This is a genomic window from Streptomyces sp. NPDC002671, assembly GCF_053592475.1.
In genome coordinates, this window is the sequence record NZ_JBSFVU010000001.1 from 317,749 (window position 1) to 343,591 (window position 25,843).

The 25,843-nt window shown below is 69.6% G+C and carries 17 protein-coding genes; 9 read left to right on the top strand and 8 right to left on the bottom strand.

Annotated features, from left to right (window positions below; genetic code table 11):
* Window positions 1-65: 65 nt before the first annotated feature.
* Entirely contained in the window at window positions 66-2,798 is a 2,733-nt protein-coding gene (gene acnA, locus ACWD35_RS01380) for an aconitate hydratase AcnA (RefSeq protein ID WP_451349058.1), read from the bottom strand.
* Window positions 2,799-3,041: 243 nt separating this feature from the next.
* Between acnA and ACWD35_RS01385 the strand changes: the two genes are divergently transcribed.
* The 7 genes from ACWD35_RS01385 (at window position 3,042) to sbnA (ending at window position 14,500) form a co-directional block, all read left to right on the top strand.
* Window positions 3,042-3,374 carry a hypothetical protein gene (locus ACWD35_RS01385; protein ID WP_451349059.1) on the top strand — a complete coding sequence of 111 codons (333 nt, stop codon included), beginning with the start codon at window positions 3,042-3,044 and terminating at the stop codon, window positions 3,372-3,374.
* A gap of 110 nt (window positions 3,375-3,484) precedes the next feature.
* Window positions 3,485-5,014, top strand: a complete 1,530-nt coding sequence (locus ACWD35_RS01390; RefSeq protein WP_451349060.1) for a helix-turn-helix domain-containing protein — start codon at window positions 3,485-3,487, stop codon at window positions 5,012-5,014.
* Between the two features lie 378 nt (window positions 5,015-5,392).
* Window positions 5,393-7,981 carry a Pls/PosA family non-ribosomal peptide synthetase gene (locus tag ACWD35_RS01395; RefSeq protein WP_451349061.1) on the top strand — a complete coding sequence of 863 codons (2,589 nt, stop codon included), beginning with the start codon at window positions 5,393-5,395 and terminating at the stop codon, window positions 7,979-7,981.
* 13 nt (window positions 7,982-7,994) lie between these two features.
* Entirely contained in the window at window positions 7,995-11,291 is a 3,297-nt protein-coding gene (locus ACWD35_RS01400; protein WP_451349062.1) for a non-ribosomal peptide synthetase, read from the top strand.
* A gap of 42 nt (window positions 11,292-11,333) precedes the next feature.
* Window positions 11,334-12,338: a TauD/TfdA family dioxygenase gene (locus tag ACWD35_RS01405; protein ID WP_451349063.1), complete on the top strand. Its 1,005-nt coding sequence runs from the start codon at window positions 11,334-11,336 to the stop codon at window positions 12,336-12,338.
* Complete coding sequence (sbnB, locus tag ACWD35_RS01410) at window positions 12,335-13,435, top strand: 2,3-diaminopropionate biosynthesis protein SbnB (RefSeq protein WP_451349064.1); 1,101 nt, start codon at window positions 12,335-12,337, stop codon at window positions 13,433-13,435. The genes ACWD35_RS01405 and sbnB overlap by 4 nt, the downstream gene beginning before the upstream one ends.
* 36 nt (window positions 13,436-13,471) lie before the next feature.
* The gene (sbnA, locus tag ACWD35_RS01415; RefSeq protein WP_451349065.1) at window positions 13,472-14,500 is read left to right on the top strand and encodes a 2,3-diaminopropionate biosynthesis protein SbnA; all 1,029 of its coding nucleotides are present in this window, start codon (window positions 13,472-13,474) and stop codon (window positions 14,498-14,500) included.
* 66 nt (window positions 14,501-14,566) lie between these two features.
* Here the strand turns inward: sbnA and ACWD35_RS01420 are convergent, their stop codons facing one another.
* The 4 genes from ACWD35_RS01420 to ACWD35_RS01435 all read right to left on the bottom strand — a co-directional run bounded on the left by ACWD35_RS01420 (window position 14,567) and on the right by ACWD35_RS01435 (window position 19,294).
* Window positions 14,567-16,087 (bottom strand): glycoside hydrolase family 3 protein, encoded by a 1,521-nt coding sequence (locus tag ACWD35_RS01420; protein WP_451349066.1) that lies wholly within the window; start codon window positions 16,085-16,087, stop codon window positions 14,567-14,569.
* Between the two features lie 7 nt (window positions 16,088-16,094).
* On the bottom strand, window positions 16,095-16,925 hold the full coding sequence (locus ACWD35_RS01425; RefSeq protein ID WP_451349067.1) for a carbohydrate ABC transporter permease: 831 nt from the start codon (window positions 16,923-16,925) through the stop codon (window positions 16,095-16,097).
* Complete coding sequence (locus tag ACWD35_RS01430; protein WP_451349068.1) at window positions 16,922-17,926, bottom strand: carbohydrate ABC transporter permease; 1,005 nt, start codon at window positions 17,924-17,926, stop codon at window positions 16,922-16,924. Before ACWD35_RS01430 ends, ACWD35_RS01425 begins: the two co-directional genes overlap by 4 nt.
* A gap of 87 nt (window positions 17,927-18,013) precedes the next feature.
* Window positions 18,014-19,294: an extracellular solute-binding protein gene (locus ACWD35_RS01435; protein ID WP_451349069.1), complete on the bottom strand. Its 1,281-nt coding sequence runs from the start codon at window positions 19,292-19,294 to the stop codon at window positions 18,014-18,016.
* Between the two features lie 189 nt (window positions 19,295-19,483).
* Here ACWD35_RS01435 and ACWD35_RS01440 point away from each other — a divergent pair, with 189 nt between their 5' ends.
* The gene (locus ACWD35_RS01440) at window positions 19,484-20,227 is read left to right on the top strand and encodes a GntR family transcriptional regulator (protein ID WP_451349070.1); all 744 of its coding nucleotides are present in this window, start codon (window positions 19,484-19,486) and stop codon (window positions 20,225-20,227) included.
* Between the two features lie 55 nt (window positions 20,228-20,282).
* Here the strand turns inward: ACWD35_RS01440 and ACWD35_RS01445 are convergent, their stop codons facing one another.
* Both ACWD35_RS01445 and ACWD35_RS01450 read right to left on the bottom strand, forming a co-directional pair.
* Window positions 20,283-22,601, bottom strand: coding sequence for a Dyp-type peroxidase (locus ACWD35_RS01445; RefSeq protein WP_451349071.1), 2,319 nt, complete (start codon window positions 22,599-22,601; stop codon window positions 20,283-20,285).
* A 122-nt stretch (window positions 22,602-22,723) separates the two neighbouring features.
* On the bottom strand, window positions 22,724-24,619 hold the full coding sequence (locus ACWD35_RS01450) for a galactose oxidase-like domain-containing protein (protein ID WP_451349072.1): 1,896 nt from the start codon (window positions 24,617-24,619) through the stop codon (window positions 22,724-22,726).
* 250 nt (window positions 24,620-24,869) lie between these two features.
* Between ACWD35_RS01450 and ACWD35_RS01455 the strand changes: the two genes are divergently transcribed.
* Window positions 24,870-25,274 carry a hypothetical protein gene (locus ACWD35_RS01455; protein WP_451349073.1) on the top strand — a complete coding sequence of 135 codons (405 nt, stop codon included), beginning with the start codon at window positions 24,870-24,872 and terminating at the stop codon, window positions 25,272-25,274.
* A gap of 108 nt (window positions 25,275-25,382) precedes the next feature.
* On the opposite strand, the gene ACWD35_RS01460 is transcribed toward ACWD35_RS01455, so the two are convergent.
* On the bottom strand, window positions 25,383-25,808 hold the full coding sequence (locus tag ACWD35_RS01460; RefSeq protein WP_451349074.1) for a DUF6299 family protein: 426 nt from the start codon (window positions 25,806-25,808) through the stop codon (window positions 25,383-25,385).
* Window positions 25,809-25,843 lie beyond the last annotated feature (35 nt).

Consider the following 25,843-nt stretch of genomic DNA (forward strand, 5'->3'; position numbering starts at 1 on the left):
CCGTACGGCGAAGGGCCGCACCCCCGTCGCCGGGGATGCGGCCCTGTACCGCCGTGCCGTACCGCTTACTTGCGGATCAGGTTGCGGAGCACGTACTGCATGATGCCGCCGTTGCGGTAGTAGTCCGCCTCACCGGGGGTGTCGATGCGGACGACCGCGTCGAACTCGACACCGGTGTCGGTGGTGACCTTGACCGTGCGCGGCGTGGTGCCGTTGTTCAGCTCGGTGACACCGGCGAAGGAGAAGGTCTCCTCACCGGTCAGGCCGAGGGACTCGGCGGAGGCGCCCTCCGGGAACTGCAGCGGCAGGACGCCCATGCCGATGAGGTTCGAGCGGTGGATGCGCTCGTACGACTCGGCGATGACGGCCTTCACGCCGAGCAGCGCGGTGCCCTTGGCCGCCCAGTCGCGGGACGAGCCGGAGCCGTACTCCTTGCCGGCCAGGACGACCAGCGGGATGCCCTGCTCGATGTAGTTGCGGGAGGCGTCGTAGATGAACGACACCGGCGCCCCTCCTTCACCTTCGGCGGACCGGGTGAAGTCGCGGGTGTAGCCGCCCTCGGTGCCCGGCGCGATCTGGTTGCGCAGGCGGATGTTGGCGAACGTACCGCGGATCATGACCTCGTGGTTGCCACGGCGGGAGCCGTAGGAGTTGAAGTCACGACGCTCGACACCGTGCTCGGTCAGGTACTTGCCCGCCGGGGTGTCGGCCTTGATCGCACCGGCCGGGGAGATGTGGTCGGTGGTGACCGAGTCGCCCAGCTTGGCGAGCACGCGGGCACCGGCGATGTCGGAGACCGGGGCCGGCTCCATGCCCATGCCCTCGAAGTACGGGGGCTTGCGGACGTAGGTCGACTCGGCGTCCCACTCGAAGGTGTTGCCGGTCGGGACCGGGAGGGACTGCCACTGGGCGTCGCCCGCGAAGACGTCCTGGTAGGACTTGTTGAACATGTCCTCGCCGATGGCGTTGGCCACGACGTCGTTGACCTCGGCCTCGGTCGGCCAGATGTCGGTCAGGTAGACCGGGTTGCCGTCCTGGTCGGTGCCGAGGGCGTCCTTGGTGATGTCCACCTTCATGGAGCCCGCGATGGCGTACGCGACGACCAGCGGCGGGGAGGCGAGGTAGTTCATCTTGACGTCGGGGTTGATCCGGCCCTCGAAGTTCCGGTTGCCGGAGAGGACCGAGGTGACCGCGAGGTCGTGGTCGTTGACGGCCTTGGAGACCTCCTCCGGCAGCGGGCCGGAGTTGCCGATGCAGGTGGTGCAGCCGTAGCCGACGAGGTTGAAGCCGACCTTGTCGAGGTACGGGGTGAGGCCCGCCTTGTCGAAGTAGTCGGTGACGACCTTCGAGCCCGGGGCGAGGGTGGTCTTGACCCACGGCTTGCGGGTCAGGCCCTTCTCCACGGCCTTCTTCGCGACGAGCGCGGCGGCGACCATGACGTACGGGTTCGACGTGTTGGTGCAGGAGGTGATGGCCGCGACCGTCACCGCACCGTGGTCGATGGTGTAGGTCGTGCCGTCGGGGGCGGTCACCTGGACCGGGTTGGACGGGACACCGTTCGGGTGCACGGCCGGGGCGTCGGAGGCCGGGAAGGACTCGATGCCCGCCTCGTCGGCGTCGGCCACGTAGTTGCGCACGTCCAGCGCGAACTGCTGGGCGGCGTTGGCGAGGATGATGCGGTCCTGCGGACGCTTCGGACCGGCGATGGAGGGGACGACCGTCGACAGGTCGAGCTCCAGCTTCTCGGAGAAGTCCGGCTCGGCCTTCGGGTCCAGCCAGAGGCCCTGCTCCTTGGCGTACGCCTCGACGAGCGCGACCTGCTGCTCGGAACGGCCGGTCAGGCGCAGGTAGTTCAGGGTCTCGCCGTCGATCGGGAAGATCGCGGCGGTGGAGCCGAACTCGGGCGACATGTTGCCGATGGTGGCGCGGTTCGCGAGGGAGGTGGCGGCCACGCCCTCGCCGTAGAACTCGACGAACTTGCCGACGACGCCGTGCTTGCGCAGCATCTCGGTGATGGTGAGCACGAGGTCCGTGGCGGTCGTGCCCGGCTTCAGCTCACCGGTGAGCTTGAAGCCGACGACGCGCGGGATGAGCATGGAGACCGGCTGGCCGAGCATGGCGGCCTCGGCCTCGATGCCGCCGACGCCCCAGCCGAGGACGCCGAGGCCGTTGACCATGGTGGTGTGCGAGTCGGTGCCGACCAGGGTGTCCGGGTAGGCCTGGCCGCCTCGGACCATGACGGTGCGGGCCAGGTGCTCGATGTTCACCTGGTGGACGATGCCGGTGCCCGGCGGGACGACCTTGAACTCGTCGAAGGCGGTCTGGCCCCAGCGCAGGAACTGGTAGCGCTCCTTGTTGCGGCCGTACTCCAGCTCGACGTTCTGCTTGAAGGCGTCGTTGGTGCCGAACTTGTCGGCGATGACGGAGTGGTCGATGACCAGCTCGGCCGGCGCCAGCGGGTTGATCTTCGCCGGGTCACCGCCCAGCTCCTTCACGGCCTCACGCATGGTCGCGAGGTCCACGACGCAGGGGACGCCGGTGAAGTCCTGCATGATCACGCGGGCCGGCGTGAACTGGATCTCCTGCGACGGCTGGGCCTGGGAGTCCCAGTTGCCGAGGGCGCGGATGTGGTCGGCGGTGATGTTCGCGCCGTCCTCCGTGCGGAGCAGGTTCTCCAGCAGGACCTTGAGGCTGTACGGCAGGCGAGCAGAGCCCTCCACCTTGTCCAGCCGGAAGATCTCGTACGACTCGTCGCCCACCTGCAGCGTGCTGCGGGCGTCGAAGCTGTTCGCCGACACGACAGTCTCCTTCATTGATGTGCGCGTTCCACCGCATCCTGCCGCCACGCCGGTCTGGCCGGTCCGCTGAGGTAAGGCTAAGTTAGGTAACCCTTACCGAGTGGCGGCTGCGGTGCGCCTCGGCAGATATCTCGATGTCGAGATAACTCTAGTACATGGGCGCCGACTGGTCATGCCCGACCGGGCCCAGCCCTGCCGTTTTTCGGTGGCGTGGGCCACAGGGTGCCAGGCGAAGATCACCACATGACTCTCGACACCGCACTGATCGGCCGCTGGGACAGCTCACCCTTCGACTACGGCGTGATGGAGGCGTCGGAACTGGAGTTCCTGGAGGACGGGCGGGGCCGCGGCACGATAGCCAACGCCCTGGGTGAAGACGTCACGGAGTTCGAGTGGCACTGCCCGGAGTCCGGACTGCTGGAGGTTCGTGACGAGTACGGCACCGTGGAGCGGGTTCGCTACGTCATGGCCCCCGCCGTACCGACGTTCACACCGGACGCCGTACCGGCGGTCCGCTTCGAGCCGCACCTGTTCTTCGCCCAGGAGTACGCGAGGGTATGCGTGAATAACGGATGAATCACCCAAATCATGGCACATAATCGGTATTTCCGCTGGTCATTGACGTCCCGTCACCCGAATGGACCCCCCAACAGGCGCCATCTCATATCTGAGATAACCTCAACCACATGGCAGACGACTACCTCGTACGCATCGGCAAGCTCATCCGTGACGCCCGGCAACACCGTGGCTGGACACAGGCGCAGCTCGCGGAGGCGCTCGGCACCAGTCAGAGCGCGGTCAACCGCATCGAGCGCGGGAACCAGAACATCAGCCTTGAGATGATCGCGCGAATCGGTGAGGCTCTGGACAGCGAGATCGTCTCGCTCGGGTACGCGGGCCCGATGCATCTGCGGGTCGTCGGCGGCCGTCAGCTGTCCGGCGCCATCGACGTGAAGACCAGCAAGAACGCGTGCGTGGCCCTGCTGTGCGCCTCGCTGCTGAACAAGGGGCGCACGGTGCTGCGCCGAGTGGCGCGGATCGAGGAGGTGTACCGCCTGCTGGAGGTGCTCAACTCCATCGGCGTCCGCACCCGCTGGATCAACGACGGCGTCGACCTGGAACTGGTGCCGCCGGCCGAGCTGGAGATGGCGGCCATCGACGCCGAGGCGGCCGTCCGCACCCGCTCCATCATCATGTTCCTGGGCCCGCTGCTGCACCGCATGGACGCCTTCAAGCTGCCGTACGCCGGCGGCTGCGACCTCGGCACCCGGACCATCGAGCCGCATATGATCGCGCTGCGCCGGTTCGGTCTGGACATCGCGGCCACCGAGGGCCAGTACCACGCGCAGGTCGACCGCACGGTCCGCCCCGACCGCCCGATCGTGCTGACCGAGCGCGGCGACACGGTGACCGAGAACGCGCTGCTGGCTGCCGCCCGGCACGACGGCGTGACGGTCATCCGCAACGCCTCCTCCAACTACATGGTCCAGGACCTCTGCTTCTTCCTGGAGGCACTCGGCGTGCTGGTCGAGGGCATCGGCACCACCACGCTCACCGTGCACGGCGTGCCGAACATCGACGTCGACGTCGACTACTCCCCCTCCGAGGACCCGGTCGAGGCGATGAGCCTGCTGGCCGCCGCCGTGGTGACCTCCTCGGAGCTGACGGTGCGCAGGGTGCCGATCGAGTTCCTGGAGATCGAGCTGGCCGTCCTGGAGGAGATGGGCCTCGACCACGACCGCAGCCCCGAGTACTTCGCGGACAACGGCCGTACCCGCCTGGTGGACCTCACGGTCCGGCCCTCCAAGCTGGAGGCCCCGATCGACAAGATCCACCCCATGCCCTTCCCGGGCCTGAACATCGACAACGTCCCGTTCTTCGCTGCCATCGCGGCGGTCGCCTCGGGCAAGACGCTGATCCACGACTGGGTCTACGACAACCGCGCGATCTACCTCACGGACCTCAACCGCCTCGGCGGCCGACTCCAGTTGCTCGACCCGCACCGCGTCCTGGTCGAGGGCCCCACCCGCTGGCGCGCCGCCGAGATGATGTGCCCGCCGGCCCTGCGCCCCGCCGTGGTCGTCCTGCTGGCGATGATGGCGGCCGAGGGCACCTCGGTGCTGCGCAACGTGTATGTCATCAACCGGGGTTACGAGGACCTCGCCGAGCGTCTGAATTCGGTCGGCGCACAGATCGAGATCTTCCGGGACATCTAGGGCCTGTCCGGCGGATCTTGTCGCAGACGCGGGGCCTGGCACGCCCATCTGCGGCGTTGTCGTCGGTTGCCGACGCTCCGCGTCGCCGCCCTCCTCCGCCTTGCAGCTGGACGCACCAGGCCCCGCTCACCGGCGTCCATGAGGTGCCGTCGATCCCTTGCGACCTGATCCGCCGGACAGGCCCTAGTCTCCCGACCACCGTTCGGGTGATCCGCGACGGGGCCCGTATTCCTGGACCAAACCCAGGAATACGGGCCCCGTCGAGCATTCTCCGCCCGCCTCGGCGATCGATCAGAAGTGGCACCTTGACGACTGCCTGCCCAAACTGAAGCTGCCGGTTCGTGATCTGGAAAAATCCACGTTTCTCCGGGAGATCGCATGACGGAGCAGTCCTCCGAGGTCCATATATCCGGGCCTGCCGAACCTGCTGTCACCTTGAGTGACACCGGCCCGGACAGGACGGAGACCGAACGCAAGCTCGCGGAGGCACTGGCCGACGTCGTAGGCGCGGAGCGTGTTCCGGTCGAGAGCCACTTCTTCACCGACCTCGGTGCCAACTCCCTGGTCATGGCCCAGTTCTGCGCGCGGATACGGAAGAGAGCGGATCTGCCGTCCCCTTCGATGAGGGACATCTACCGGCACCCCACCATCCGGAGCCTGGCGGCGGCTCTCGGGGAGGCCGTTCCCGCTCCTGCCGATCCCGCGATCGCCAAGTCGACGCCGGTGACCGTCACGCCGGCGGCTCCGAGGACGCACGGGAACCGGCTGAGCCATGTGCTCTGCGGAACCTTCCAGTTGCTGGTCTTCCTCGGATACTCCCTTGTCTCCGGATTCGTCACCGCCGCGGGATACGAGTGGATCGCCTCCGGTTCCGGCGTAGGCGACATCTATCTGCGGTCGGTGCTGTTCGGAGGCATCGGGTTCATCGGGCTGTGCGCCTTCCCGGTCATCGCGAAGTGGCTGCTCGTCGGCCGCTGGAAACCGGGTGAGTTCCCCGTCTGGGGCCCGGCGTATCTGCGCTTCTGGCTCGTCAAGGTGCTGCTCCACGCGAATCCGATGATCCTGCTCGCCGGGACCCCGCTGTACGTGCTGTATCTGCGGGCCCTCGGCGCGCGGATCGGCAAGGGGGTCACGATCCTGTCCCACTCCGTGCCGGTCTGCACCGACCTGCTGACGATCGGCGCCGGTTCGGTGATCCGCAAGGACTCGTTCTTCCTCTGCTACCGGGCCTACGCGGGGCGCATCCAGACCGGCCGGGTCACCCTCGGCCGCGAGGTGTTCGTCGGCGAGAAGACCGTCCTGGACATCGACACCTCGATGGGCGACGCCGCCCAACTCGGCCATGCCTCCGCCCTCCACCGCGGCCAGGCGGTACCGGACGGTGAGCACTGGCACGGATCGCCGGCCGAGACCACGCGGACCGACTACCTACGGGTCGCGCCGGCCAGGTGCGGCACCGCGCGCCGGGCCTGGTTCGGCTTCGGCACCCTGCTGCAGCTGTTCTTCCTCTACATACCGCTGGCCGTCGGCGGGGTGTACATGCTGTTCACCGAGGTACCGGCGATCGGCAGGCGGCTCGATCCGCAGATGGCCGCACTGACGCGGTCGGCGTTGATCACCGACGCGCTGGAACTCTCGCTCGTGCTGTTCTTCGGCTTCGTCGTCCTGGGCCTCGTCGTCCTGTGCACGGTTCCGCGCCTGCTGAGGCTGGCCGTCAAGCCGGACCGGGTCTATCCGCTCTACGGCTTCCACTACGCGCTCCACCGGGCGACGGCTCGCATGACGAACATCAGGTTCTTCGCCTGGCTGTTCGGTGACAGCTCCTACATCGTCCACTATCTCCAGGCGCTCGGATACGACTTGTCACGGGTCGAGCAGACCGGATCGAACTTCGGCACCGAGGTGCAGCACGAAACCCCGTTCCTGGTCTCCGTCGGCAGCGGGACGATGGTTGCCGACGGACTCTCCGTCCTCAACGCCGACTATTCCAGTACGTCCTTCCGGCTCTCCCCTGCCTCGATCGGGCCGAGCAACTTCCTCGGCAACAACATCGCCTATCCCGCGGGCGGCCGAACAGGGGCCAACTGCCTGCTCGCGACGAAGGTGATGGTCCCCCTGGACGGCGAGGTCCGGGAAAACGTGGGGCTTCTCGGTTCGCCGTGCTTCGAGATACCCCGGTCGGTGGAGCGTGACGCACGGTTCGACGGCCTCAGGACCGGTGACTCACTCCGCCGCAGTCTCGCCGCGAAGAACCGCTACAACCTTCGCTCGATGGCCCTCATGCTGTTCGTCCGGTGGCTGCACACCTTCGCGCTCACGCTGTTCGGGCTCGTGTCCGTGGACATGTACGGAACGCTCGGACACGTCGTGATCGCCGGATACCTGGCCATCACGCTCGCGTTCAGCACCCTCTACTTCGTCCTGCTGGAGCGGTGCATCGCCTCGTTCCGCGCGCTGCGGCCCCGGTTGTGCTCCATATACGACCCCTACTTCTGGTGGCACGAGCGCCTGTGGAAGGTGCCGGACCACTACCTCGACATCTTCAACGGAACACCCTTCAAGACCCTGGTCTGGCGGCTGCTGGGCGTGCGCATCGGCAGCCGGGTGTTCGACGACGGCTGCTACCTGACCGAGCGGACGCTCGCCACCATCGGCGACGAGTGCACCCTCAACGTCGGCAGCAAGATCCAGTGCCACTCTCAGGAGGACGGCACCTTCAAGTCCGACACCATCACGCTCGGCGCCGGCTGCACGCTGGGCGTCGGCGCCCATGTGCACTACGGCGTGACCATGGGCGAGGGCTCGGTACTGGCACCCGACTCCTTCCTCATGAAGGGCGAGGAAGTCCCCCCGCACGCACGGTGGGGCGGCAATCCCGCCATGGAGCTGCCGGAGACCGTCAGCCGGCCCCAGGGCACCGGACAGGCAGCGTCAACAGCCAACGCCACTGCGGCGACCGTGAGTTGAGGAAGGCCTTGCGATGGGAACGCGCGTGGAATCGGACCAGTCGGCCGGGGAGTTCTGGAGCCGTGTGCTGACCGCGGGTGGTGTCACCGCCGTGCCCCGGTGGGTCCGGGAACAGCTTCCCGGCACGGCCGAGCAGGACGCGGCGGTCCCGGACGACCTGGCGGACGCCGTACGTTCCCTGGTGCGGCGCTCGGGCATGCCGATCAGCGTGCTGCTGCTGGCGGCGCACGCCAAGGTGCTGGCCGCCCTGTCCGGCGAGCAGGAGGTGGTGACGGGGTACACCGCCGGAGTGCGCGGCGAGCCGCTGCCCTGCCGCCTGACCGTTCCCCCGGGGTCCTGGCGCGCCCTGGTGGCGACCGCCGAGCGCGCCGAGGCGGAGCTGCTGGCCCACCGGGAGTTCCCGGTGGCGGAGCTGCGGCGGGAGCTGGGGGTGACGGAGCCGTCGCACGAGGTCGTGTTCGGCCCCATGGGACACGACGCGGCCCACCTCGACGACGGCGTGCTGCACGTGCGCTGGTCCGACCGGAGCGGACGGCTGATGCTGCGCCTGCGGTACCGCACGGACGTGCTGGACGCCACCGCGGCGGCGCGGATCGGCGGCTACCACCTGACGGCGCTGCGGCTGATGACGGCTGACTACGACACCGACGCCGACCACACGCGGCAGAGCCTGCTCTCGCCCGACGAGGTACGCGAGCAGCTGGAAGGCCTGGCCGGCCCCCGCCGTCCGCTGCCGGACGCGCGGGCGCACGAACTGTTCGAGCGGCGGGTACGGGCGCATCCGCAGGCGGTGGCGGCCGTACACGGCGGGCGGGAGTGGACGTACGAAGAGCTCAACCGGCGCGCGAACAGGCTGGCGCGGGCACTGCTGGCGCGCGGGTTGGGCCCGGAGGACGTGGTCGCCGTCGTGACCGAGCGCAACCTCGACTGGCTGGCGGCGACGCTGGCGGTGTTCAAGGCCGGCGGCGCGTACCTGCCGATCGAGCCGCATTTCCCGGCCGGCCGTGTCGCGGCAACGTTGTCGCGCGCGGGGTGCCGGCTGGTGCTGACCGAAGCCGGCAGCACCCACAGCCTCGACGGGGCGCTGGCCGGCCTGCCCGGAACCGAGAAGCTGCTGGTGGACGCGGCGTACGCGGAGCCGCACGCCGACGACGACCTCGGCGTGCGGGTCGACGCCGGGCGGCTCGCCTACATCTACTTCACGTCCGGCTCCACCGGCGAGCCGAAGGGGGCGATGTGCGAGCACGCGGGCCTGCTCAACCATCTCCACGCCAAGATCGACGACTTGGGGATCGGCGAAGGATCCGTGGTCGCGCAGACCGCCCCGCAGTGCTTCGACATCTCCCTGTGGCAGCTGGTGTCCGCGCTCCTCGTCGGCGGACGGACCCTGCTGGTCGAGCAGGACGTGATCACGGACGTGGAGCGCTTCGTCGACACGCTGGAGCGCGGCCGGGTCGGTGTGGCGCAGGTCGTGCCCTCCTATCTGGAGGTCGTGGTCTCGTACCTGGAGCAGCACCCCCGCTCCTTGCCGGACCTGCGGTGCGTGTCGGTGACCGGTGAGGCGTTGAAGCGGGAGCTGGTGCAGCGCTGGTTCGCGGTCCAGCCGGGGATCCGGCTGCTCAACGCCTATGGGCTGACGGAGACTTCGGACGACACCAACCACGAGATCCTGGACGGCGTACCCGAGCGGGTGCTGCTGGGGCGTGCGGTCAACAACGTGCGCGTCTACGTCGTGGACGAGCAGCTGTCCCTGGTGCCGCTGGGCGCCCCGGGGCTGATCGCGTTCTCCGGGGTCTGCGTGGGCCGGGGGTACGTCAACGATCCCGAGCGGACCCGTGAGGCGTACCGGGCGGACCCGTACCGGCCCGGTGAACGGCTCTACCTGGGCGGTGACTGGGGGCGCTGGCACCCCGGCGGCAAGCTGGAGTTCCTCGGCCGCCGGGACAACCAGGTCAAGATCCGGGGCTTCCGGATCGAGATCGGCGAGATCGAGAACTCCCTGCTGCGGGTGGACGGCGTACGGGACGGCGCGGTGGTCGTCACCGAGCGGGCCGGCGGGAGCAGGCATCTGATCGCCTTCTACACCGGCACACGTCAGCAGCCGGAGGCGCTGCGCGCGGCACTCGGCGCGGCGCTGCCCGCCTACATGGTCCCGTCGGCCTTCCACTGGCAGGACAGCCTTCCGCTGACCGCCAACGGCAAGACCGACCGAAAGGCCCTGACCGAGCTGGCCGAACGGACAGCGGTGACCGAACGGACGGCGCCGACGGCCGAACGGGACGAGGCCGGCGCGGGCGATCCCGGCCCGCTCACCCCGACCGAGCGGCGGCTGGCGGCGGCCTGGGCCGAGCTGCTGGGGGTGCCCGAGCCGCAGATCGGCCGCACGGACCACTTCTTCGAGCGCGGGGGCACCTCCCTGACAGCGGTCAGGCTCACCATCGCGCTCGACCGCGCGGTGTCCCTGAAGGACATCACCCGGCACCCGGTCCTCGCCGACCTGGCCGCGCTCATCGACGGTACGGCCCGGCAGCGCCCGGGGCTGCTCCAGCCCCTGTCGGCAGGGAGCGGTGCGCCGGAGTGCGCCCTGGTGTGCTTCCCCTACGCGGGCGGCAACGCGGTCAACTACCAGCCGATGGCGAGCGCGTTGGCGGGCAGCGGCCTGGGGGTCCTCGCGGTGGAGCTGCCCGGTCACAACCTGGCCGCACCTCCGGAGCCGTTCGCGTCGATCGAGCAGGTGGCCGAGCAGGTCGCCGCCGAGATCGTGGCGCGCGGCCTGCCCCGGGTCATGCTGTGGGGCCACTCGTCGGGCGCCGCGCCGGCCGTCGAGACGGCCCGGAAGCTCCAGGAGCGGGGCGTGTCGGTGACACGGGTGTTCCTCGGCGCGCACCTGCTCGGCACCGCCGGCGAACGGCAGCACGCCATCGGTGAACTGGCGAGCCGGAGCGACGCCGAGATCGCGGCGCGGCTGACCGCGGACGGCGGCTACCCGGAGCTCACGGAACTGAACGCGCGCCACGCCCAGCAGGTCGGGGCCGCCTACCGGCACGACTGTGTGTCCGCACACGCCTATTTCCGCGCCGCCCTGGAAGGCCCGTCGCCGGTGAAGCTGTCCGCTCCGGTCACGGCGGTCGCCGCCGCGGACGACCCGTACACGGACGGCTACGCCCGCCGCCACCGGGACTGGCTGCTCCTGGCCGAACACGTCGATCTGTACGAACTGGCCGGCGGCGGCCACTACTTCCCGCGCACCCGCCCCGCGGAGGCGGCGCGGGCCGTCCTGAGCACCGTCGCACCCCTTCCCTCCTCCTGAGCCCCGTCGAACCTCCAGGCGGTCGACCGAAAGGAATCCGAGATGCCGTCCTCATCCCTGGCACCACCGCTCCAAGTCGAGCTGCGGCCGGACCGGCCCGCAGTGCTGCGCGTCGACGTCCCCGACGACGCCCCGAGCTGGGCGACCGAGCACCGCGAGGCGCTGCGTGCGCAGGTCACCGAGCACGGGGCGCTGCTCGTCCGCGGCCTCGGGCCGCGGGACCCGCACCAGGCCGGGGCCGTCCTCGAACGGCTGGCCGGTGGGCTCATGACGGAGCGGGAGGCGTTCGCGCCTCGCCAGAGCCACGGTCCGGGGCTGTACTCCTCGACGCCCTGGCCGGACAACCAGCCGATGTGCATGCACCACGAGCTGAGTTACCCGCTGGAGGTGCCCGGCCTGATGCTGTTCGCGTGTCTGACCGCGCCCGAGCAGGGCGGGGCGACGGCGGTGGCCGATTCCGAAGAGGTCCTGCGTGCGCTGCCCGCCGGGCTGACCGAGCGGTTCGAGCGTGAGGGCTGGATGCTGGCCCGTACGTACAACGACGAGATCGGGGCGAGTCTGGCCGAGTCGTTCGGCACCGACGACCGCGCCGCGATCGAGCGCTACTGCCGGGCCCACTCCATCGACTTCACCTGGCGGGCCGACGGGTCGCTGCACACCGAGCAGCGCCGCAGCGCCGTCGTCCGCCACCCGGTCACGGGCAGGCGCTGCTGGTTCAACCAGATCGCCTTCCTCAACGAGTGGACGCTCGCCCCGGACGTGCGCGAGTACCTGGTGGACGAGTACGGCGCGGACGGGCTGCCGTTCAACACCCTCTACGGAGACGGCAGTCCGATCGACGAGGACGTCGTCCAGCTGCTCAACAGCACCTACGAGGCGCACACCCGGCGCGAACCCTGGCAGGCCGGTGATCTGCTGATCGTGGACAACATCCGTACCGCGCACAGCAGGGAGCCCTTCACCGGAGAGCGGCAGGTGCTGGTCGGCATGGGCGAGCCCCGGCGGCTGGCCGACAGCTGCCCGACCCCGGAGGCGAGTGAGCGATGACCGAGGTGCTGCCGACCACCGCCCGATCGACCGCCGCCCGATCGACCGCCGCCCAGCCGGCCGAGCCCGGCCGGGCTTCCGTACCGACGTTCGCGGTGATCTCCGGTGAGCAGGTGCAGCGTGCGCTGAGCGGGCGCGAGAAACAGCTCGTGGAGCTGGTCGAGGCCGCCTACCGGCTGCACGGCGCCGGGGATTCGGTCAACCCGCCGTCGTACTTCCTGCGCTTCCCCGACCGGCCCACCGCGCGGATCATCGCGCTGCCGGCCTCCCTCGGCGGGCCGGTCCGCGTGGACGGCCTGAAGTGGATCTCCAGCTTCCCGGAGAACGTGGGCGCCGGGCTGCCGCGCGCCTCCGCGGTGCTCATCCTCAACGACGCGGACACGGGCTACCCGTTCGCCTGTCTGGAAAGCTCGATCATCAGCGCCACCCGGACGGCGGCCTCCGCGGCGCTGGCGGCCGACTGGCTCAGCCGCGGCCGGACCCGCCCCCGCCGCGTCGGATTCTTCGGCACGGGCCTGATCGCCCGGTACATCCACACCTTCCTGGCCGGCACGGGCTGGGCCTTCGACGAGGTCGGCGTGCACGACGTGTCCGCGGACAGCGCCGACGGCTTCCGCGGCTACCTGCGGCAGGCCGGCAGCACCGGGCGGATCACCGTGCACGACAGCGCCGGGGACCTCGTCCGCGAGAGCGACCTCGTGGTCTTCGCCACCGTCGCCGGCCGGCCGCACGTCACCGACCCGGCGTGGTTCAGCCACAACCCCCTGGTCCTGCACGTGTCCCTGCGTGACCTCGCCCCCGAGATCCTGCTCGAGTCGGCCAACTTCGTCGACGACGTCGAGCACTGCCTGAAGGCCGACACCTCGCCTCATCTGGCCGAACAGCGCACCGGCCGACGCGACTTCCTGAACGGCACCCTCAACGACGTGATGCTCGGCCGGGCCACGCCGCCCGCCGACCGGCCGGTGATCTTCTCGCCGTTCGGACTGGGCGTCCTCGACCTCGCCGTCGGCCGTTACGTCTACGACGAGGTGTCCCGGGCGGGGAACCTCCGCCTCATCGACGACTTCTTCCATGACCTGCGCCGGTACGGCTGAGGCCACCGCACTCGGCCCGACACCAGGAGGCCCGCCGTGCCCGTCATATCCGCTCCCCACGCCTTCAACGAAGGCCACCTCTTCGTGGACCTGGAGTCGATCTGCGGATACCCCCTCTACCTGAAGTGCGAGGGCTTCAACTTCGCCGGCTCCATCAAGCTGAAGGCCGCGAACGAGATGGTGGAGAGCGCCGAGCGGGACGGAGTCCTCAAGCCGGATTCCGTCCTCGTCGAGTCCTCGTCCGGGAATCTTGGTGTCGCGCTCAGCATGATCGCCGCGAGCAAGGGTTACCGGTTCCTGTGTGTGACGGACTCCCGGTGCAACCTGTCGACCAGACTGCTGATGGAGGCGCTCGGCAGCGAGGTGCACGTCATAGCCGACCTGGACTCCAACGGCGGCTTCCTGGGCACGCGCATCGAGTACGTCCGTACGCTGTGCGAGTCCGACGAGCGGTACGTCTGGCTCAGCCAGTACACCAACGCGGGCAACTGGTGGGCGCACTACCGCACGACGGCCCCGGAGATCGCCGAACAGTTCCCGGAACTGGACGTCCTCTTCGTCGGGGCGGGCACCACCGGCACCCTGATGGGCTGCGCACGCTACTTCCGGCAGTGGCACCGGCCGGTGCGGATCGTCGCCGTGGACAGCGTGGGCTCGGTGGCGTTCGGCGGCGAGCCGGGCCGCCGGATGATCCCGGGCCTCGGGATGAGCATGCGCCCGCCGCTGCTCGACGAGTCCTACGTCGACGAGGTGCTCCGTGTGGAGGAGACGGACACCATCCGTATGTGTCACCGCATGGCCAGACACGGCTTCCTGTTCGGCGGCTCCACCGGAACGGTGGTCAGCGGCGCGACGGACTGGCTGGCCCGGCACGACACACGCGGCCTCACCGCGGTGGCCATCGCACCGGACCTCGGCGAGCGCTACCTCGACACCGTCTACCAGACCAACTGGCTGCAGGACCTGTACGGCGACCAGGTGCTCGACACCGCCCAGGTGCGCCCCTTGCCGCAGGAGGCCAAGTCCGCGTCACGACGAGCGGCGGGGCGTCGGCGCAGGACGTAGCGGAACGCGGAAGGAGAGGGGGCCGCCCGCCCGAATGGGGCGGGCGGGCGGCCGGGGTGGGGCGGGTCAGCCGCTGAGGACGGCCTCCGCGGCGGCCACGCCGCAGACTCGGGCCGCGCCGTGGGTGGCGATGTGCAGGGCACCGCGCGGCGGGGCCTGCGGTACGCCCATCTCGATCACGATCGTGTCGGGGCGGGCGGCGAGCAGGGTGTCGAGGGCGGCGCCCATCCAGTCGTGGCGGTGTTCGTCGCGGACCACGGCGACGATCCGGCGGCCGTCCGCCGCCGCCAGGGCCGTGGCGCCCGCGGCGGCGCCGGTGAAGGAGCCGGCCGCGCTGCCGGGCAGCAGCCGTTCCAGCTCGGCGGCCACGCCCCACGGGGTCTCGTCGCCGACGGCGATATTGGGCGCCGGGTTGAACCGGGCGACGTACACCGGTCCGTCGACCGGCTTCGCGGCTCCGGCGCGGGTGACCCGCAGGGCGCGGCGGGCCGCGGCCAGGCCGAGCTCCGGCTCGGGGGTCAGCCGGTCGGTGCCGGGGCGGGCCGCGGCGGTCCAGGCGGCGAGGCCGCGCACGCTGGCCGCCGCGTCGGCCAGCCGTTCCTCGGGCAGTTCGCCGGTGCGTACGGCGGCCACGAGCGCGTCCCGGAGCCGTACGACCGTGGCCTCGTCGCACAGCCCGCCGCCCACGCAGATGGCGTCGGCGCCGGCCGCGATCGCGAGGACCACGCCGTGCTCCAGGCCGTAGGTGCCGGAGATGGCGCGCATCTCCATGCCGTCGGTGACGATCAGGCCCTGGTAGCCGAGTTCGCCGCGCAGCAGGTCGGTGAGGATGCGGCGGGAGAGCGTGCCGGGGCGGTCCGGGTCGAGGGCGGGGACGAGGATGTGCGCGCTCATGACCGCCCGGGTGCCGGCCTCGATGGCGGCGCGGAACGGGGCCAGTTCGCGGGCGTGCAGGGTGTCCGCGTCGGCGTCGATCCGCGGGAGGGCGTGGTGGGAGTCGACGCCTGTGTCGCCGTGGCCCGGGAAGTGCTTGGTGCAGGCGGCCACGCCGGTGGACTGCAGGCCCTCGACCCAGGCGGCGGTGTGCCGGGCCACCAGGCCGGTGTCCGCGCCGAAGGAGCGCACCCCGATGACGGGGTTGTCGGGGTTGGCGTTGACGTCGGCGGAGGGCGCCCAGTCGAAGTTGACGCCGCAGGCCGCCAGGCGCCGGCCCAGCTCGCGGGCCACGCCCCGGGTGAGATCGGGGTCGTCGACGGCGCCGAGGGCATGGTTGCCGGGGAAGGAGGAGCCGGTACGCACCTCCAGGCGGGTGACGTCGCCGCTCTCCTCGTCGATGGCTACCAGCAGGTCGTCGCGTTCGGCGCGCAACTGGGCGGTGAGCGTGGCGACTTGGTCCTCGGTGACGACGTTCCGGCCGAACAGGGCGACAGAGACGAGCCCTTCGCCGAGGCGGCGGCGCACCCAGTCGGGCGCGGTGGTGCCGTCGAACCCCGGCTGCAGCACCGCGAGGGCGTCGCGGGTGAGGGTGTCGCCCGCGGCGGAGCCGCTGTCGGATGCAGTGGTGGCGGGTGTTGTCGGTGCTGTCACGAAGATGTCATCCCTTCACGGCGCCGTCGGTCAGGCCGCTGACCGCCTTGCGTTGCAGGAAGATGAAGAGGATCAGGATGGGCAGCGCGAACAGGGACGAGGCGGCCATGGTGGCGCCCCAGTCGTCGCCGAAGGCGGTCTGGAACTGGGAGAGCCACAGCGGCAGGGTCTGCTTCTCGATGTCCTTGTTGAGGATCAGGACGAGCGGGAACTCGTTCCAGGCGGTGATGAAGCCGAACAGCGAGGTGGCCATCAGACCGGGTGCCAGCAGCGGGAAGATCACCTTGATGAAGGCCTGGGTGCGGGTGCACCCGTCGACCATCGCGGACTCCTCCAGCTCCTTCGGCACGGCGGCGACGTAGCCGCGCAGCGTCAGGATGGTCAGCGGCAGCACCATCATCGTGTAGAAGACGGTGAGCGGGACCAGGCTGTCGAGCATGTCGTTGTCACGGACCAGCATGTAGATGGCGATGATCATGACTTCCCAGGGCGCCATCTGGGCCAGCATGAAGGTCACGATGAAGCCGCGCCGGCCCTTGAACCGCAGCCGGGCCAGGGCGAAGGCGGCGAACAGGGCGATGACGAGGGAGAGCAGCACCGAACAGGCCGTGACGGTGACCGAGTTGGCGACCAGGGTCCAGAAGTGGTCGGCGTCGACGGCCTTCTTGAAGTGGCTGAGCGTGACGTCGGTCGGGAACCAGACCGGGTTCTCGGAGATGATGTCGCCGGTGGGCTTGAAGGCCGTGGCGAACATCCAGTAGACGGGGAACGCGAAGCCGACGAAGAGGGCGACGGCGGTCGCGTTGGGCCAGATACGGCCGAAGAGTGAGCGCTTCACAGCTCGTCCTCCTCTTGCTTGAGCACCATGCGCAGGTAGTACGAGGTGATGATGAGCAGGACCAGGATGGTCAGGAAGGAGATCGCCGCGCCGACTCCGAAGTGCTGGTTGCCGACGCCCTCGACGAAGGCGTAGATCGGCAGGGTCTCGGTGAGGTGGTCGGGGCCGCCCTCGTTCAGCGCGAAGATCTGCGGGAACGCCTTGAAGACCCAGATGACTTCGAGGAAGGTCGTGGCGTACAGGAAGGGCCGCAGGAAAGGCAGGGTCACCGAGGTGAAGCTCTTCCAGGCATTGGCGCCGTCCAGCGAGGCGGCCTCGTACAGCTCCCTGGGGATCGTGGTGGTGGCCGCGTACAGGTTGATCGCCACGAAGGGGATCGACTGCCACACGATCAGCAGGGTGATCACCGAGAAGGTGGAGAACTGGGTGGCGAGCCAGTTGTGGTCGGCCATGGAGTGCCAGCCGAGCTTGTCCAGGACCCAGTTGACGACGCCGAAGCGCTGGGCGAACAGCCACTGGTAGACGGTGGTGGCCGCGATGACGGGCATGGCCCAGGCGAGCACGAGGCCCAGCATGAGCAGCAGCCGCATCTTCTTGCCGAGGCGGGCGAGCAGCAGGCCGGTCAGGGTGCCGAGCAGCATGATCAGGACGACGTTGGCGGCGGTGAAGAACACCGAGCGCTCGACGACCTTCCAGAAGTCCGAACCGGTCAGGACTTCCTTGTAGTTGTCGACGCCGTTCCACTCGGTGAGGTGCTGGATGAGCTGGCGCGGGTTGAGGTTCTGGAACGACAGCATGCCGTTCTTCACCAGCGGCCAGCCGAGCAGGACCAGGGTGGCCAGCAGCGCGGGCAGCAGGAGCAGGTAGGGAGCAGCGGCGGTACGGCGGCCGGCCGACGAGGTCCCGGACACGGCGTCCTCACCTCTCCCCGGCGCCGGTACCCGGGCCTTGCGGACAGCGGGCTCCCCGGCCGTGTCCGTGCCTTCGGTCTGCACTGACATGAGTTGCCATCTCTTCCGTGGCCGCAGAGGCCGTACGTTCGGCACGTCTGAGCCGGGGGCGTCCGCCGACGCCCCCGGCGCGGGTCATCAGTTCTGCTGGGCCAGACGCTTGTTGATCTCGCCCTCCACCTGCTTGGCGGCGTCCGCGGGGGACTTACCGTTCAGCACCGCGGTCATGTAGGACTTGATCGGGTTCGGGGTGTTCTCCACCGCGGCCCACTCGGGGATCAGCGGGGTGGTGCCGCCGACGGAGGCGCCGGGGGCCGCGGCCTCGGCGACGGCGTTGCCCTTGAGGTTGGTCTCCAGGGACTGCTTGTTCGGGATGACACCGTTGAGCTTGGCCAGTTCGCCCTCGAACTGGTCGGACAGCGCGAGCTTCAGGAACTCCTTGGCGAGAGCCTGCTTCTTGCTGCCCTGGGCGACGGCGAAGTTGGAGCCGCCGAGGAAGACGCCCTCGGGCTTGTCGGCGGTGGCGCCCGGGACGGTGAAGTAGCCGAGGTCCTTCTCGATCGCCTTGTTGGCGGTGACCGCGGTGCCGGCCTCCCAGCCCATGCCGATGAACGCGCCGGTCTTTCCCTTGGCGAAGACGTCGGCCTGCTGCGGGGTGGCCTCGTCCTTGTCCTTGGGGGCCTTGGAGTAGGAGGCGTACTTCTTGTAGATCTCCATGGCGGCGGCGACCTTGGGGTCACCGAGGTTGGAGACGTACTTGTCGCCGTCCTTCTTCACCAGGTCGGCGCCCTGGCCGATGGTCAGGCCGTCGAAGAAGTACCAGTTCTGGCCCGGCATGTAGAGCGGCTCGGCGTCGGTCTTCTTGCCGATGGTGTCGAGGTCCTTGAAGAACTCGTCGCGGGTCTTCGGGGTGTCCTTGATGCCGGCCTTGGCCCAGATCTTCTTGTTGTAGATGACGACGCGGTTGGCGAAGTACCACGGGGCGGCGTACTGCTTGCCGTCGTACACGGAGGACTGGGAGACGGACGGCGTCCAGTCGGTGCCGATCTCCTGCTTGAGGTCGCCCAGTTCGGCGAGACCGCCGGTGGCCGCGTAGGCCGGGGTCTGGGTGTTGCCGACCTCGAGGACGTCCGGCGGGTTGGACTCCGAGAGGGCAGTGGTGATCTTCTGCTGGATCCCGTCCCACTTCTGGATCTCGAACTTCAGTTTCGCGCCGGTCTTCTTCTCGAAGGCGGCCTGGACGTCCTTGGTCCACTGCGGCGGCGCCGAGCCGTCCATCGTCCAGACCGTCAGCGTCTGGCCCTTGAAGCTGTCCGGACCCGCGTTCTTGCCGCTGTCGTTGCCCTTGTCGTCCCCACACGCCGAGACGGAGACCATCATGCCTGCGATCACGATCGCGGCTGCGAGCTTGCGCTTCACGCCACCCTCCTCAGGGATGCCACTAACCCCCCACGCCCTCGGCGATGACCTGCGCACGACGCTGTTGCACGTAGGGCTCGGGACCTGGCCACTAATGGTGTAGACCAGTACGGTGGAGCTTGGCCTAGACCTTTTGGAGTGTCAAGAGTGGTTCGGAAAGCCGGTCCCGGCCGTTACGAGAAAGTCACTATGACCACCGACGTCAGCAGCGCGCGCGTGCCGAAGTACTACCGGATCAAGCAACAGCTCCTCGCCATGACCGAGGCGCTGCAGCCCGGTTCGGTGATGCCGGCGGAGCGGCTGCTGGCCGTCCGGTTCAGTACCTCCCGGACCACCGTCCGGCAGGCACTCCAGGAGCTTGTCGGCGAAGGCCGCCTGGACCGGATCCAGGGCAAGGGCACCTTCGTCGCCCAGCCCAAGCTGTACCGCACCCTCCAGCTCACCTCGCACACCGAGGACATGCGGGCCCAGGGCCTCACGCCCGCCTCGCAGGTGCTGGACATCGGGGACATCCCGGCCGACCAGCGGCTGTCGGACCTGCTCGGCATCGGCATCGGCGAGCGCGTGCTGCGCATCGAGCGGCTGCGCCTGGCCGGCGGCGACCCCATGGCGATCGAGACGACCCACCTGTCCGCGCGCCGCTTCCCCGACCTGCGCCGCTCGCTGGCGACGTACCCCTCGCTGTACACGGCGCTCGCCGAGGTGTACGGCGTCCAGCTCGCCGAGGCCGACGAGACCATCGAGACCTCGCTGTCGACCCCGCGCGAAGCCCAGCTCCTCGCCACCGACGTGGGGCTGCCGATGCTGCTGCTGTCCCGGCACTCGCGGGACGCCGAGGGCGCGCCGGTGGAGTGGGTGCGCTCGGTCTACCGGGGCTCGCGCTACAAGTTCGTGGCCGCGCTGCACCGCCCGGTGCCGCGCCCCAAGCGGTGAACGCGCCGAGGGCCCGGCGGAGAAACGCTCCGCCGGGCCCTCGGACGAGCCGGTCTCAGCCGCGCCGGAACCAGGGGGTGTCCGGGCGCGAGTCGCGGACCAGGGTGTCGGGGTGGCCCGCGCCGTCGGCGATGGAGATGGTGCGGTACTGGCCGCCGTCGTGCAGGACCCAGCACCAGGTCTTGCCGCCCGTACGGTACTTGCCGAGCACGAACTGGAAGGCGTCCACCTTGGTGACGCCCGCCAGTGACGTCCACTTGCTCAGGTCGCGGTCACCGCGGTCGAGGGTGTCGGTGTGCATCGGCTGCTCGGCGACGGAGACGAGCCGGTAGCGCTGGCCCTGCGGGGTGGTGTGGAAGAGCCAGTACTGCGACTTGCCGCCGACGTGCAGCATGTCGGGCACCGGCAGCACCGCGTCGACATGCGTGACCTGGGTGTCTCCGCCGAAGGAGTTCCAGCGGCCGAGCGGCTGGTCGTTGCCGACACGGCGGGTGGTGTGGCGGGCGTCCAGGCCGATGTTGATGCGCCGGTAGACCTGGGTGCCCTTCACGGTGTGGAAGAGCCAGTAGCTGCTCTCGCCGTTGACGTTCTGCTCGTCGGGGACGGGCCAGATCGCGTCGACCCGCTCCACGCCCGCCAGCGCGTCCCAGGAGGAGAGGTCTTCGCCGGCTGCGCCGAAGACGATCCCGGTCTGCGTGTCCGAGCCGGTGGTCAGCTGATCCACCGCGGCAGCGCCGGTTCCGACGACCCGGATCGTCCGGCCGGAGAAGGTCCAGTACCGGCCCTCCACGTCCGGCCAGGGCACGACCTCGTCGACGGGGCCGGGCTGCGCGGAGGTGTCCGGCTGCGGCTTCGGCGGTGTGGTCTGCTCCGTGGTCTGCTGCGACGGCCCCTCCAGGCGGCCCTGGGACAGACCGCGCAGGGTACCGATGGAGGGCATGAAGGCGTACACCGAGCCCTCGGTGGTCACGAAGGTCTTGAACTGGAGCTTGGTGGTCTTGAGGTCGCCGTTGACCTTGCTCTCGAAGCTGACCTCGCCGTTGGTGATCTCCGGGAGCTGCCCGCTGATCATCGCGTCGGGGCCGGGCATGCGCTCCTTCTCCTGGTCCTCCGGCAGGTGCGGGAACTTGGGGTCGTTGACCCAGTCGGTCTGGATGAACTCGAACTGCCGGGCCAGGTCGGCCTGGTAGCAGACGAACACCAGACCGCGCTCGTCGTCGGGGCCGCCGCCCTCGTCGTTGGTGGGGTCGAACGGGGCGCCGTACGGAATGCCGCGGCGGATGATGCGGCGGACGTCCATGAACTTCTCGTCCACGTGTACGCCCTTGTCGTACAGTCCGTCGCGCGGGGCGGTCTTGCGCAGATGGGACCAGAGCGGGGTGATGATGCCGTCCTCGTCGTCCACGAAGCTGAGGTCGTTGTCCGCCTTGGTGCCCGACGGGGGCTTGGTGGGGTACTTGGCGACCGAGGCACCGCAGCGCCAGCGGCCCACCATGCGGGCGGCGAGCCACTCGCTCTTGGTCGTCCCGTCCACCACCTTGGCGTCCCGCAGCTTCTGCAGCTCGGCCTCGACCTGCACCCACCAGCCGGGGACGTCCTGGCCGAGACGCCGTACGACCTGGAAGGAGCCGTACTTCATCCACGCGGGGGCACCGTCGGGCATCGCGGTTTCCTGGTCGGCGCCCAGGACGAACTCGCCGGCCGGGATCATCCGGGCGCCCTCGGCCTCCGCCGGGTCGTCGAAACCCTTCACGTACGGTTCGCTGACGCCGTCCTTGAAGCCGAAGTGCTCCTTGCCCCTGCGCGTTCCGGGCAGCGTGGCGCCGGGCTGAATGTGGACGCCCACGATTCCGGCGCGGGAGGCAGCCTGCGTCTGGCGGTTGACCTCGGTGTCGTGCTGGCCCTTGTCATCGGCGGCGATGGTGAGCACCGCGTGGATGACGGGCCTGTGGTCGGCGCCGAAGATCCAGTTCTTCGGGTCGTTGCGGCCCTTGTCGCCGAGGGCGTCGGCGCGGACGGCGGACCCCTGGACGAAGCACTCGACGGTGCTGTTGGTGGGCACCTCGTCGAAGATCTGCTCCTTGCCCGTGAGGTGCTGCATGCCGGGGTAGGTGAGGCTCAGGCCCACCCAGGTGGCCTTGAGGGCCTGCGGGTCGTCACCGCCGGAGGTGGTGCGTGCGTCGTGGAACTTCTGGTTGAACTCGGCGACGTCCTTGTTCCTGGCGATGTTCGGGACCAGCTCCGCCAGCCAGTTCCGGGCGGCGGTCATGTCGCCGAACTGGAGGAAGAGCAGGGTCATGTGGTCCTTTTTGAACCCGGCGAGGATGTCGCCCTGGATCTCGGTGTTGTCGCGCAGGGGCAGCGGCGTGGTCATGGAACTCCCTTGTTCGGGTGGGGACATGGGCACACGCCGGATCGCCCGGACGGCGCCTGGGAGGCGCCGTCCGGGCGTCCGGCGGCAGGGGACTTCGAAGGGCCGGAAGGGGTACGGCGCCGTCAGGTACCGGGCTTCAACTGCACCCACTTGGCGATGCTGGGCACACCGCGGTTGTCGAGCAGGAACAGCAGGTAGTAGCCGGGCGGCGCCTCGTTGGCGGACGCCGGAGTCTGGAGCACCAGCTTGTTGCCGGCACGGCTGGTGATGTTCAGCTCGATGCGCCGCTGGCTGGTGTCCACCGAGTGGGTGGAGGTGATGGGCGCCATCAGCACGGCCCGCGTCACCCGGGTCGGCGTGTCGGTGCTGACCCGGAGGCTGCCGCCGTATGCCACGGTCGGGTTCGTCACGTCCGTCAGCGTCGGCCGGGTACCGCCCTGGTTGAGATACGGCGGCGAGTAGATCTCGATGCTGCCGTTCATCCCGGACTTGATGTCACGGTTGTTGGCGATCTCCTGGAGCTCGTCGCCGGTGACCATGATGCGGCCGTCGGGCAGGATCACCGCGTTGGAGTGGTAGCCGCGCGGCAGCCGCTGCTCCGGACCCAGCCGCCAGGTGCCGTCGGCACCGCGGATCTCGGTCTTGCGCCACTTGTCCTCGGCGTTGGGGTTGTACTGGCCGAAGCCGTAGTCGCGGATGTCGTAGCCGCCGTTGACGGTGAACAGCCGCCCGTCGGGGAAGATCAGCGTGTCGTCCTGGGTGCGGCCGAAGGCGCGTGAGGAGTCCGTGGTCCAGCTGCCGCCCGAGAACTTGTACGTCTTCGGGTCGTTGCGGTCGCCGCCGAGGATCAGCGTGGAGTCGGGGCCGTTGCCCGGGGTGAGGCTGGGCAGGGCCACCGCGGAGCCGTAGTTGCGCATGCCGCCGCCCGGCCGGTTGCGCAGCGGCTGGCTGGTCTCGTTCTGCGGGTCGAAGACGAACTGCTCGTCGAAGTTGCGCCCGAAGCCGTAGATCTTGCCGTCCCGCAGCGAGAACAGGTGCGGGTAGTCGGCGCTGTACTCGGCCTTGATCGGCCACTTGTCGAGCGACTGACCCTCGGGCTTGGTCCCGGGGTCGACCGACACCGCCGTGCCCTTGGCCGGGAAGCGCTCGATGGACTGGGAGAGCTTGCCCCAGCCGATGTCGCCGTGGCCGGAGGTGATGAACTGCCGGCCGTCGGCACCGGTGACGACCGACGGGTACCAGCGGCCCTCGGCCATGTCCTGCTGGCGGTACCACTTCTTCGCCCAGGGGTCGAAGACGAGGGCGAGGTGGGCGCCGGTGCCGTGGTTGCCGCCGAGGTTGCCGCCGAAGATCCCGACCATCCCGTTGGGCAGATAGGCGTGCCCGGCGCAGAAGATGGGCGCGGGGCGCGGCTCGTCCAGGCCGTCGTCCATGTTCACGACCGGTGGCGGTACGGCCTCGAAGGCGTCGGGTCCGGAGCCCTTGCTGGGGTCCCAGAGGTAGGCGCGGCCGGCGTTGTCGCGGCCGATGACCTCGGTCGGCGCCGTCTCCTTGTTCGGGCTCGTCTCGACGGCCTCGAAGGAGAACAGCAGCACCTTGCCGGTGGGCAGCAGAGCCACGTGGTCGCCGTAGTCGGGGCTGTCGAAGTAGTCGGCGAACTTGCCGAACTGGGACGGGTCGAAGGACGCGTTGTGTTCCGTCTGCGAGTCGGTGTGCTCCTTCAGGCTGCGGTTGCGCATCGGCTGCGGGTAGCCCCGGTCGACGGCGGCTAGGCCGATGCGGTCCCGGGCCAGCTCCTCGGCACGGTGTCGACCGAGGGCCTTGACCTCCTCGGGGCGGACCTCCTTCTTGATCTGGTCCTGGGTGATCCGCACGCCGCCGCCCGGGCGGGGGTCGAACTGGTGCGGGGCGGACGGGGTCGAGCCGAGCGCCGCGGGAGCAGTGACGGACAGAACGATGGCGGCGCAGCCTGCCGCGAACGTCCACCTGCCTCTGCGGGGGATCCCTCTGCGGGACATGGGACTCCTCGTGGGATGAGCACGGGGCGCCGCAAACAACACGGAGGCGGCATGAGGCGACCACGTAGAGTGACGAGATACGCGCAGTCAATCACACACCGTAACGATTCATGGCGGTCATCTCGAAAGATTGACCGTTTTACCCCGATGAGCGGTAACGCTGCGTGTCCGGCCCGGCAGGCGGCACGACGGCGGGCTCCAATGGTGCCCGTCTCCCCCCTTCCCGATCCCGATCCCGAGGAGCCTCACCATGCCGGGAACACGCATGCCGCTCGCCGCCGCGGGCGCCCTGGCCCTGCTGTGCTTCGTCGCCGCACCGGCCGCCGCGGACCCGCCGGAACCCCCGATGGAGGTCGGCGGCACACTCATCCACGCCGGTGCCGACGGCAGCCCGCGCGAGGTGTTCTGCCCCGCGATGCAGCACGTCTTCGGCGGCGGGTTCGCACTCACCGCGTCGAACGGCAACCGGCTCTCCAAGGAGCCGGCCGACCTCATCGAGAGCCGCCCGAACGACCACGCCACCGGCTGGATCGTCGCCGTGCGCAAGACACAGCTGACGAACCAGCTCCCCGTCATCGGCCACAACGCGGGCCCGGCCGACCTGACGATCCACCTGGTGTGCTCGGACGAGTCGACGATGCTGCATGGCGCCTGACAGGTGCCGTACACGCCGGGCGGCCCGGCACCCTGAGGGTCCGGGCCGCCCGGCGGACTCCCGCCGTTTCACTTCCTGGGCATCGCTCTCGGGTGTCACCCCTGGGCATCACCCCTGAGTGAGCGCGATGTCCTGCTCCTGGACGGTGTGGAAGGCGGGCAGCGGCACGATGCCCGCGGGGCGCAGCTCCATCAGCGTGGCCTCGACATGGGCGGCACCCGCCTTGAGGCTCTGTGGCGAGACCTGGCCGGAGTTCTCCCAGCGGTGCTCGGCACCGTCGCACTGGGCGGTGGTGCCGCCGATGCCGTGCTTGAGGCGCTTGTCGCCCTGGCTGACCGAGGAGCTGACGAACACCGGTCCCGTGCCGCCGGTGCAGCGGTAGGTGCCGGAGAGGGTGACGGTGCCGTCCGGGGCGATGCGGCCGGTGGGGTCGACGGTGACGGTCTCCGACGGATCGGCGGCGACCGGGCCTGCGGCGGCGCACAGCAGGGCCGCGGTGCCGAGGGCCGCGGCGAGGACGGGACGTACGGGCATGGGGTGTCTCCCGGTTTCGTGGGGTGGGGGCCTCC

Bases quoted from the DNA above. Each gene is read 5' to 3' on its own strand.
- ACWD35_RS01385 (WP_451349059.1), top strand. From the start codon at position 3,042: ATGACTCTCGACACCGCACTGATCGGCCGCTGGGACAGCTCACCCTTC.
- ACWD35_RS01390 (WP_451349060.1), top strand. From the start codon at position 3,485: ATGGCAGACGACTACCTCGTACGCATCGGCAAGCTCATCCGTGACGCC.
- ACWD35_RS01395 (WP_451349061.1), top strand. From the start codon at position 5,393: ATGACGGAGCAGTCCTCCGAGGTCCATATATCCGGGCCTGCCGAACCT.
- ACWD35_RS01400 (WP_451349062.1), top strand. From the start codon at position 7,995: ATGGGAACGCGCGTGGAATCGGACCAGTCGGCCGGGGAGTTCTGGAGC.
- ACWD35_RS01405 (WP_451349063.1), top strand. From the start codon at position 11,334: ATGCCGTCCTCATCCCTGGCACCACCGCTCCAAGTCGAGCTGCGGCCG.
- sbnB (WP_451349064.1), top strand. From the start codon at position 12,335: ATGACCGAGGTGCTGCCGACCACCGCCCGATCGACCGCCGCCCGATCG.
- ACWD35_RS01430 (WP_451349068.1), bottom strand. From the start codon at position 17,926: ATGTCAGTGCAGACCGAAGGCACGGACACGGCCGGGGAGCCCGCTGTC.
- ACWD35_RS01440 (WP_451349070.1), top strand. From the start codon at position 19,484: ATGACCACCGACGTCAGCAGCGCGCGCGTGCCGAAGTACTACCGGATC.
- ACWD35_RS01445 (WP_451349071.1), bottom strand. From the start codon at position 22,601: ATGACCACGCCGCTGCCCCTGCGCGACAACACCGAGATCCAGGGCGAC.
- ACWD35_RS01450 (WP_451349072.1), bottom strand. From the start codon at position 24,619: ATGTCCCGCAGAGGGATCCCCCGCAGAGGCAGGTGGACGTTCGCGGCA.
- ACWD35_RS01455 (WP_451349073.1), top strand. From the start codon at position 24,870: ATGCCGGGAACACGCATGCCGCTCGCCGCCGCGGGCGCCCTGGCCCTG.
- ACWD35_RS01460 (WP_451349074.1), bottom strand. From the start codon at position 25,808: ATGCCCGTACGTCCCGTCCTCGCCGCGGCCCTCGGCACCGCGGCCCTG.